At 71.3% G+C, this 9,399-nt stretch carries 7 protein-coding genes; 6 read left to right on the top strand and 1 reads right to left on the bottom strand.

Going from position 1 to position 9,399, the window contains the following annotated elements:
• Together L7D48_RS21095 and L7D48_RS21090 are read left to right on the top strand one after the other, a co-directional pair.
• On the top strand, nucleotides 1-1,468 hold a 1,468-nt coding region (locus tag L7D48_RS21095; RefSeq protein ID WP_237881359.1), incomplete at its 5' end, for a DUF4041 domain-containing protein.
• Nucleotides 1,469-1,696: 228 nt separating this feature from the next.
• On the top strand, nucleotides 1,697-3,583 hold the full coding sequence (locus tag L7D48_RS21090; RefSeq protein ID WP_237881357.1) for a DUF2075 domain-containing protein: 1,887 nt from the start codon (nucleotides 1,697-1,699) through the stop codon (nucleotides 3,581-3,583).
• Nucleotides 3,584-3,739: 156 nt separating this feature from the next.
• On the opposite strand, the gene L7D48_RS21085 is transcribed toward L7D48_RS21090, so the two are convergent.
• Nucleotides 3,740-4,861, bottom strand: a complete 1,122-nt coding sequence (locus tag L7D48_RS21085; RefSeq protein WP_237881356.1) for a hypothetical protein — start codon at nucleotides 4,859-4,861, stop codon at nucleotides 3,740-3,742.
• A 290-nt stretch (nucleotides 4,862-5,151) separates the two neighbouring features.
• On the opposite strand from L7D48_RS21085, the gene L7D48_RS21080 reads away from it, so the two are divergent.
• From L7D48_RS21080 to pglW, 4 genes are all read left to right on the top strand, one after another.
• Nucleotides 5,152-5,997, top strand: a complete 846-nt coding sequence (locus L7D48_RS21080; protein WP_237881354.1) for a helix-turn-helix transcriptional regulator — start codon at nucleotides 5,152-5,154, stop codon at nucleotides 5,995-5,997.
• The gene (locus L7D48_RS21075) at nucleotides 5,994-6,176 is read left to right on the top strand and encodes a DUF397 domain-containing protein (RefSeq protein WP_237881352.1); all 183 of its coding nucleotides are present in this window, start codon (nucleotides 5,994-5,996) and stop codon (nucleotides 6,174-6,176) included. Before L7D48_RS21080 ends, L7D48_RS21075 begins: the two co-directional genes overlap by 4 nt.
• A 258-nt stretch (nucleotides 6,177-6,434) precedes the next feature.
• Nucleotides 6,435-6,707 carry a hypothetical protein gene (locus L7D48_RS21070; protein WP_237881350.1) on the top strand — a complete coding sequence of 91 codons (273 nt, stop codon included), beginning with the start codon at nucleotides 6,435-6,437 and terminating at the stop codon, nucleotides 6,705-6,707.
• A 183-nt stretch (nucleotides 6,708-6,890) separates the two neighbouring features.
• Nucleotides 6,891-9,399: BREX system serine/threonine kinase PglW (gene pglW / locus L7D48_RS21065; protein WP_237881348.1), on the top strand; the 2,509-nt coding region annotated here is incomplete at its 3' end.

The following is a 9,399-nucleotide window of genomic DNA, read 5'->3' as shown; positions in this document are numbered from 1 at the left end:
CACCCCGGCCGCCCCCGCACCGCAGCAGCCGCCGCAGCCTCCGCAGCCCTCCGGCGGCGGAGGTCTCTTCGGCCGCCGCCGTAAGGAGGCGGAGGCCGAAGCCGCCCGGCTGGGCGAAGAGCTGCGCGCCCGGACCGCCGACGCCGAGGCGCTGCGGGCGGAGAACCACCGTCTGCTGGCAGAGCTGACCGCCCTCGCCGGTGCCGACGCGGCCCGCCTGGCGCAGGAGACCGAGCGCCTGCGCCGTGCCCACGCCGAGCAGCAGGCCGAGGTCCAGCGCCTCGACGCCGTCCTCGACGCGAAGGTGGAGGCGGCCGCCGAACGCGCCGAGCGGGAACTCCACGGCACCCGGCGACTGCTGCACGACATGCAGGTCCAGGCCCAGGAGGCCGAGCGGCGGCTAGCGGCGGCCAGAAGCGGTCTGGTCGTCACCGACGATGTGGCGCTGCTGCAGGAGGCCGGTATCTACGAGTACCGCCACCCGCTCGAGGACGCCGTCGCGTACAAGGCCGAACTCGCCCGCATCAAGGACCGGTACAAGATGCTCACCAAGAACGGGCGGGCGGTCGTCGGAGTCACCGAGTGGACGGTCAACGGCTCCGCCGCCGAGGGGCGCCGCATGGTGCGCGACTTCTCCAAGCTGATGCTGCGCGCCTACAACGCCGAGGCCGACGCCGCCGTGCGGGGGATGAAGCCGCACCGCCTGGCCTCGCTCGTCGACCGGCTGGCGAAGTCCCGGGAGACCATCGCACGACTGGGCAGGACCATGCAGATCCGGGTGACCGACGAGTACCACCGGCTGCGGGTGCGCGAACTGGAACTGACCGCCGACCACCTCGCCAAGATCGAGGAGGAGAAGGAACGCCGCCGCGAGGAGCGGGAGCGGCAGCGCGAGGAGGAGCGCCTGGAGCGGGAGATCGCCCGCGAGCGCGCCCGGCTCGACAAGGAGCGCAACCGCCTCGTCCTGGCCCTGGGCCGGGCCCGCTCCGCCGGTCAGGCGGACGCCGCCCAGATCGCGGAACTGGAGCGGAAGCTCGGCGAGATCGACGCGGAGGAGGAGGTCATCGACCGCCGAGAGGCCAACCGCCGCGCGGGGTACGTGTACGTCATCTCCAACATCGGCGCCTTCGGCGAGTCCATGGTCAAGATCGGCCTCACCCGCCGCCTCGACCCCATGGACCGCGTCAACGAGCTCGGCGACGCCTCAGTGCCGTTCCGTTTCGACGTGCACGCGCTGATCTACAGCGACGACGCCGTCGGGCTGGAGCGCTCACTGCACCAGGAGTTCGAGGACCGGCGGGTCAACCGGGTCAATACCCGCCGCGAGTTCTTCCACGTCGCTCCGGCCCAGGTCCGCGACGCCCTCGCCCGCTACGCCGGCCAGCACCTTCTGGAGTTCCACGAGGAGCCGGACGCACCGGAGTGGCGGGCCAGCGTCGCGGCGTCCCGGCGCCCCGCCGGCGGCTGACGGCGAGCCACCGGGCGGCGGCAGGGAGCGCCGGATACGGCGTCCCCTGCCGCCGCTCGCTTCCCGCTGCTCCCAGTGAACCCGTGGCCCGCACGGCTGTCGGTGCCGCCGGGTAGTCTCGGACACGTCATCAACGCGGCCCGACGGGCTTCCGCTCCACCCCGGTGGAGTCTTTGAAGGACACGCCCCCACCCGCACGAGTCTCTTCGTGCTGCCTGGGGGAAGTCCTTGCTGTTCCGCGCGTCCGCGAAGACGGTCGCCGTCATGGCGCTCGACGGTTCGCTGTTCCTGCACCTCACCGACCAGTTCGCCCATATGCACGGCCACCGGCCCGGCACCTCGGAGGTGCGCTCCTGGGAGCGCAGCATCCCCGTCCTGGCCACCGCGCTGAACGAGGCGGGCCTGGGCGACGTGGAGGTCATGCTGGAGTACGCGCTGCCGCTGAACAGCAGACGCGCCGACGCCGTACTCGCGGGCGTCCACCCGGCCACCGGCGAACCCTCTTACGTCGTGGTCGAGTTGAAGCAGTGGAGCCAGGCCGTGCCGCACGAGGACGACCCCGCCCTGTGCCACGTCGACGCCTACGCCCACCCGGTCCTCAACCCCGTCGAACAGGTGCGCCGCTACTGCGAGTACCTCGTCAACTTCAACGGAGCGCTGGCCGAGCACGGTCACCGGGTCGGCGGGGTGGCGTTCCTGCACAACGCCACCGAGTTCGGGGTGACGGGGCTGCGGGAGATCGAGCGTGACGGCCGCGGGCTGCTCTTCACCGGGGAACGCCGCGGCGCCTTCCTCGACCACCTCCGTACCAAGCTGAGCGGCAGCCACCCCGGGGCCCGGGCGGCGGACGAACTGCTCTCGGGCACCACGGCACCGTCGAAGCAGTTGATGTCCGTTGCCGCCCAGGAGGTGCGGGAACGCCCGCAGTTCGTGCTCCTCGACGAGCAGCAGGTCGCCTACCGCATGGTGCTCAACGCGGTGGAGAAGGCGCAGTACGCCGACCGCAAGGAAGTCGTCATCGTCACCGGAGGCCCCGGCACCGGCAAGAGCGTCATCGCCCTGCAACTGCTCGGAGAGCTGTACCGGCGCGGGGTCCCGGCACTGCACGCCACCGGTTCGCAGTCCTTCACGAAGACCATGCGGAAGATCGCGGGATTCCGGAAGCGTGAGGTGCAGGACCTGTTCAAGTACTTCAACAGCTTCATGACCACGAGGAAGAACAGCCTGGGCGCCCTGATCTGCGACGAGGCCCACCGCATCCGGGAGACCTCCGCCAACCGCTACACCCGGGCCGAGCACCGCACCGGCCGGGCGCAGATCGACGAACTCATCGACGTCGCCCACGTGCCCGTCTTCTTCCTGGACGAGCACCAGGTCGTGCGCCCCGGCGAGATGGGCACCGTGGCCGACATCAGGGAGGCGGCGGCGAAGCGGGACATCCCCTGCCACGTCGTCCCGCTGGACAGCCAGTTCCGCTGCGGCGGCAGCGACGCCTATCTGCGCTGGGTGCTCCGCCTCCTCGGTCTGGAGCCGGGCGGACCGGTGGTCTGGGAACCCGACGGCCGCATGCGACTCCTGGTCGCCGACGGCCCGCAGGAGATGGAGGCGTTCCTGGAGGACCGCCGCGCCCAGGGCTACGGCGCCCGCATCTCCGCGGGGTACTGCTGGCGCTGGTCCCCGGAGCCCAAACCCGGCGAGCCGCTGCCGCCGGACGTGGTGATCGGCGACTGGGCCCGCCCCTGGAACCTGCGCGGCGACCGCGCCGTCTCCGGCGCACCCCCGGCCGCCCTGTGGGCCACCGACCCGGCCGGTTTCGGCCAGGTCGGCTGCGTCTACACCGCCCAGGGCTTCGAGTACGACTGGTCCGGCGTCATCATCGGCCCCGATCTGGTCTGGCGCGGCGACCGCTGGGTCACCGACCGCACGGCCTCCAAGGACCCGGTCTTCAAGAAGTCCACCCCGGACACCGATGTGGACCGCCTGATCCGCAACACCTACAAGGTGCTGCTGACCCGGGGCATGGTCGGCACGATCGTGTACTCGACGGACCCCGAGACTCAGGAGAAGTTGCGGGAGCTGGCGGGCAGGGTGGAACGGGAACCCGCCCCAGCCTGACACGGGCCCCGGCCACGGCGTCCGAGAAGGCCGCACGGTGTGCGGAGAAGAGAAGAGGGGACCGGGCAGGGCGGCAGAGACTTCGCGGACAGTCGGTGGCCCGGCCCCGGACGGGCCACCGACCGACGCGGAGCCCGGCCCCTTGAACCGACGGCGTCAGACTCGGCCGCAGCGCTCCCGGAGCTCCGATATGACGGCCTTCTCGGACTTGTTGACGTCACCGTCCACAGCGGCCACCCGGTCGGCCGCGGCGAGTACGTCGCTCAGGTCTCCCGGCTCGGCGTCCATGCGCTCCCACACATCGGCGGGATCGATGTCGACGAGGTGGGCGAGCCGTTCGTCGACCACCTGGTGCCGCTCCCGGACCAGCCTCACCAGATGCCGCATCAGCAGCGCCTCGTCGTCGGTTATCTTCTTGTCCGCCATGATGACGAGCCACGCGACCCACAGCAGCAGTCGCGGGTGCCGGCTCCGCTCGCTCAGGTTCCCGGCGAGTTCGATCACCCGCGCCTCGTTCCGGAAGACGGCCTGCGCGTGCCGCCCGGCGAGCAGCGTCGTGTAGCGGTTCAACATCACTGCGAGGGGAACGCCGACCAGAGGGATACCGATCTTGATGACGTTCTTCTGCAGGAGGTGCCTCCCGACGACCGGGAGCGCCTTCGCGGCATTGAGTACATCTCCGGAGTAGAAGCGCTTGATCAACGGTCGGACGATGGCCGGGACCGCCTTTGCCACGCCTTCCCGGGCCGCTTCCCCGCTCTTGATCGTGAAGGCCACGCGAATGAGCTTCCACATGTCTTCGGGGTCGGACAGGTCGAGCGGGATCCGGTAGAGCACGGCGATGTCGTAGGCCAGGCGGAGCTGGAGCCGGGTGATGAACGCGACGTCGATCATCATGGTCGCGACGGCGGCCGGGACGGTCGCTGCCGAGGCGCCGCCGAGGCTCCCGAGGGTGGCGACGACGGCCGCCGTGTAGGCCCCGGCGGAGAGCCCGCCTTCGAGCGCGGCGTACCGGGCCGCCATCTTGATCCGCTGGTCGATGACGGCGTCCGCGGGTACGCCCGCGTACCGCTCCTGGAAGTACCGCCAGTCGACCTTGGCGGTGTAGGAGCGCATGGCCTCGGCGATGAGCTTGGCGAACCAGTCGCCCGACTTGATGTCGTCCGCGCTCAGCCCCTTGATGAACTCCCTGAGTTCGGCCCGCTCCTGTTCGACGACCTTCCGGTCGGCCTCGTCGTCGCCGCCGGTACCGGCGGCGACGATCGGATCTTCGATCATGGCGAGTTCCCCCCTCGCTGACGTTTCGACACGGTGACCCGGTGAACAGCGCGGCTGTCGGCGGATGTCCCGTGGGCCGCAACCCTAGCGCCTGGTCGTGCGGCCGGATGCCGTTGCGCCGATCTCCGTTCCTCCTCCGGGCCCGGGGCGACAGGGCCGGCGCCGGTACAGAACGCGTTGTGCGGGTGGGCGCCGTGGACCGGGCCGGCGCGCGGCGTGACGGCGGCGGGCCTGGGCCGTTGGGCAGGGAGGCAGGCCCATGACGCGGTACGGAGGGGGAGGCGGTGGCCATGACGGCAGACAACGGCGGTGCCGACAACGGCGGCGCGGAGCTGTCGGACAGCCTGAAGACGTTCGGCGCGGTGCTGAAGGTGCTGCGCGAGGAGGCGGGGCTGACGCAGGAGGAACTCGCCCCGCGCGTGCGGTACTCGGCGCACTACATGGCCAAGATCGAGCAGGGCAGGCGGTATCCGCCCAAGGATCTTCCCGGCCGCGCGGAGGAGCCCCTGGGCCACATCGCCTCCCGCGTCCTGGCGGCGGCCTACCGCAGCCTGACCCGCCGGACGGGCCTGGCTTCCTGGTTCCAGCACTGGGTGGGCATCGAGGAGGAGGCGCTGTCGCTGTACGCGTACGAGTGCCGGGTCATTCCGGGGTTGTTGCAGCCCGAGCCCTATATCCGGGAGGTCTTCGGCAGCCGTCTGCCGCCGCTGACCGACAAGCAGCTCGAAGATCAGATCGCGGCTCGTCTGGAGCGGCAGCGCCTGCTCACGGAGAAGGCCAACACCGAGTTCGGTTTCATCATCGAGCAGTCGGTGATCGAACGCCGCACGGGTGGTGACGAGGTCACCCGCGCCCTCATCGATCACCTGCTGGACCGGGCGCAACTCCGGAACGTGGAGTTGCAGATCATGCCCCTGCGGAAGTCGTCGCACGCCGGGCTCGACGGCTCGATGTATCTGGCGGAAACCCCTCAGAACCAGTGGGTCGGCTACTACGAAGGGCACGACAGCAGTAACCTCCTCACCCACCCCAAGCAGGTCAGCGGCATGCTCCAGCGCTATGGAAGGATGCGCTCGCAAGCTCTCACCCCGGAAGCATCCGTCAGCCTGCTTGAGCAGATGCGAGGAGCCCTGTGAACACCACCGAACTGGTCTGGTTCAAGAGCAGCTACAGCGGTACGGGCGGCGACAACTGCGTCGAGGTGGCCATACGGTCTGAGACCGTTCTCGTCCGCGACTCCAAGGACGTCCGGCGGCAGCCGCTGTCCGTGTCCCCGGCCGCCTGGGCGGACTTCCTCGGTCACACCGCCCGCTGAACCGCGAGCACTCACCCGCCTGTGCGGCGGGGCCCGGGCCCCGCCGCACAGGCATGCCGGGACGACTCCGGCCGGAGCCCCGAGTGATGAGCGCGCCCGACGAGAATCCAACTGAAAACTCAGTCAAAGGGATTGACGTTCGCTGGCGCCTGCGTAGGCTGGTTGGTGGCGGTCGACGTGATGTCGGCGTCAACACTGTCTCGGGGGTGGGGCTGAGTGAACGGAACCAGGTGCACGCGGTGCGAGCTTCTGATCGGCATGGGATGTGCCTGTCCCTCTCCGGGGAAGGGGCGGCGGAAGCAGCCGGCCGCGGTCCGGCGGATCCCGAAGTCCAAGGCCCGGCAGGGCGGTAAGCGGTCGAACTCCGCCCGCCCGCTCAAGGGCGATGCGTTCCCGTACGGCGACTACGGTGATTACGGCGACGACCGCGCGGCCGGGGAGTTCCGGGAGGAGCTCCGCGACATCACGGAGCGCGGCAGCAGCGTGCGGACCGTCTCGGGTGGGCTGCCCACCCTCGGACGCCGCCGCTGACCCTGCCCCCAGTCCTGGCCGGCACCCCTGCCGGCCAGGGCGAACGTCATATAGGTGTGATCCGTGATCCCTCCACCCATGTCGGACCGACCCGTTAGGATCCCGCCCGGGGGCCGGCCCGCGAGCGCCGGCCGGACGGCCCCGGCAGACCGGGGCAGCGTTGACGACGAGCGAGGACAGCACATGCGGGAAGGCCGGTGGACCACGGTCACCGAGTCCGAGTTCGATCATGAACGCCGGGGCCTGGAGGCCGTCCGGGAGAGGCTGCCGGACGCCGATCCGTGGCGGGCCTGGTCGAACTTCACCTTCACCGCGGGCACCGGGCACGTCCGCGAGGTCGATCTGCTCGTCGTCGCCCCCGGCGGCGTCTACATGATCGAGCTGAAGGACTGGCACGGCTCGGTCACCTCCGTCGACGGCACCTGGGTGCAGACCACGCCCGGCGGCCGGCGCCGCACCCACTCCAATCCCCTGCACCTGGTCAACAAGAAGGCCAAGGAGCTGTCCGGGCTGCTGGGGCAGGTCGGACAGCTCGGCAGGCGGATCTGGGTCGGCGAGGCCGTCTGTTTCACCGACGACTCGCTGCGCGTACGGCTGCCCGCCCACGACCGGAACGGCGTCCACACGGTCGCGGGGCTGGTCGAGCTGCTCAAGCGGCCCCCGCGCGACGAGCGCGGCAGGATCTCCCCGGGCGACTCCCGCCAGATCAAGGCCGCGCTGGAGAAGATCGGCATCCGCCGCAGCGACGCCGAGTACAAGGTCGGCCCCTACGAGCTGGAGCGCCGCCCCTTCGACTCCGGCCAGACCTGGGCCGACTACGAGGCTCGCCACAGCGAGCTGCCCGAGCGCGCCCGGGTCCGCGTCTACCTGAGCGAGCGAGGCTCGGACTCCTCGCTGAGGCAGTCCGTGGAGAACGCCGCCCGCCGCGAGGCGGCCGTCCTGCAGCGCTTCCGGCACCCGGGCGTCGTCCCCTACCGGCAGTACTTCCCGACCGGGCACCCGGCGGGCCCCGCGCTGGTCTTCGACTACGACCGGCGGACGATGAAGCTGGACGAGTACCTGGTCCAGTACGGCGCGAAGCTGGACATCCTCGGCCGGATGGCGCTGGTCCGTCAGCTCGCCGAGACCATGCGCTCCGCGCACGCCCGGCGCATCCACCATCGGGCCCTGGCCGCCCGCTCCGTCCACGTCCTGCCCCGCCCGGACGGCGGGCCGGGGAAGGCGGTCGGCGAGGAGGCGGCCTGGCTCAGCCCGAGGCTGCAGATCTCCGACTGGCAGATCGCCACCCAGCGCGGCGCGGACCACACCCAGGCCGGGGGCGCCACGCGCCTGGCGCCGACTGCCCTGTCCGCGATGAACCTGGCCGACGACGAGGACCCCTACCTCGCGCCCGAGCTGACCGCGCTCCGCCCCGACCCGGTCTCCCTGGACGTCTACGGTCTCGGCGTCCTCACCTATCTGCTGGTCACCGACCGGGCCCCGGCCGCCAGCCAGGCCGAGCTGCGCGCCCGCCTGGAGACCGGGGAGGGGCTGCGGCCCAGTTCCCTGGTGGACGGCCTGTCGGAGGACGTCGACGAACTGGTGCAGGCGGCCACGGCCTACAACCCGGACCGGCGCCTGTCCAGTGTCGACGACTTCCTGGAGATGCTGGAGGTCGTCGAGGACTCCCTCACCGCCCCCGCCACCGATACCGCGACCGAGGCCGCCACCGGCACCGCCTCCGAGGCCGCCGCGCCGGAGAAGGACCCGCTGGAGGCCGTCCCCGGCGATGTGCTCGACGGCCGCTGGGAGGTCCGCCGCCGCCTGGGCACGGGCTCCACCAGCCGCGCCTTCCTCGTCCGCGACCTCCAGGCGGAGGCGCGCAGGACCCGCCCGCTGGCCGTACTGAAGGTGGCCCTGTCCGACAGCCGGGGCGACATCCTCGTCCGCGAGGCCGAGGTGATGGGCCGCCTGCGCCCCCACTCCGGCATCATCCGGCTGGTCGAACCGGAGCCGCTGCGCATCGCGGGCCGCACCGTCCTGGCGCTGGAGTACGTCGGCGACGAGCGCGACGAGGCCGGGGAGCCGGGCGAGCGCAAGGCCCCCCGCCGCCGCGAGGAGACCGTCGCCCGCCAGCTCCGCGACGACGGCCGGCTCCCGGTCGACCAGCTGGAGGCGTACGGCGACTACCTCTTCGGCGCGGTCGACTTCCTGGAGGGCGAGGGCGTCTGGCACCGCGACATCAAGCCGGACAACATCGCCATCCGCATCCGCCCCAACCGTACCCGCGAACTGGTCCTCATCGACTTCTCGCTGGCCGGATACCCGGCGAAGAACACCGACGCGGGCACCGACGGCTACCTCGACCCGTTCGTCGACGTCATCACGCGCGGCAGCTACGACTCCCACGCCGAGCGGTACGCCGTGGCCGTCACCCTGCACCAGATGGCCTCCCGCGAGCTGCCCAGGTGGGGCGACGGCAGCGTCCCGCCCCGAATGACGGACGCGAAGGAGTGGCCGTACCCGACCATCGCGGCCGAGGCGTTCGACCCGGCCGTGCGCGAGGGGCTGGTCGCCTTCTTCCGGAAGGCCCTGCACCGCGACGTGAGCAAGCGGTTCCCCGAGCTCAAGCCGATGCGGGACGCCTGGCGCAAGGTCTTCCTCGACGCCTCGCAGACCGTCCCCTCCAGCCACCGAACCCGCCACCCCGCCC

It is taken from the genome of Streptomyces sp. ICN903 (genome assembly GCF_022015835.1).
GTDB lineage: Bacteria > Actinomycetota > Actinomycetes > Streptomycetales > Streptomycetaceae > Streptomyces > Streptomyces fenghuangensis.
This window is presented reverse-complemented; position numbering and strand designations above follow the sequence as displayed.

What these genes read in the sequence shown, in the direction of transcription:
- L7D48_RS21085 (WP_237881356.1), bottom strand. Translation starts at nt 4,861, where the DNA reads ATGATCGAAGATCCGATCGTCGCCGCCGGTACCGGCGGCGACGACGAG.
- L7D48_RS21080 (WP_237881354.1), top strand. Translation starts at nt 5,152, where the DNA reads ATGACGGCAGACAACGGCGGTGCCGACAACGGCGGCGCGGAGCTGTCG.
- L7D48_RS21070 (WP_237881350.1), top strand. Translation starts at nt 6,435, where the DNA reads ATGGGATGTGCCTGTCCCTCTCCGGGGAAGGGGCGGCGGAAGCAGCCG.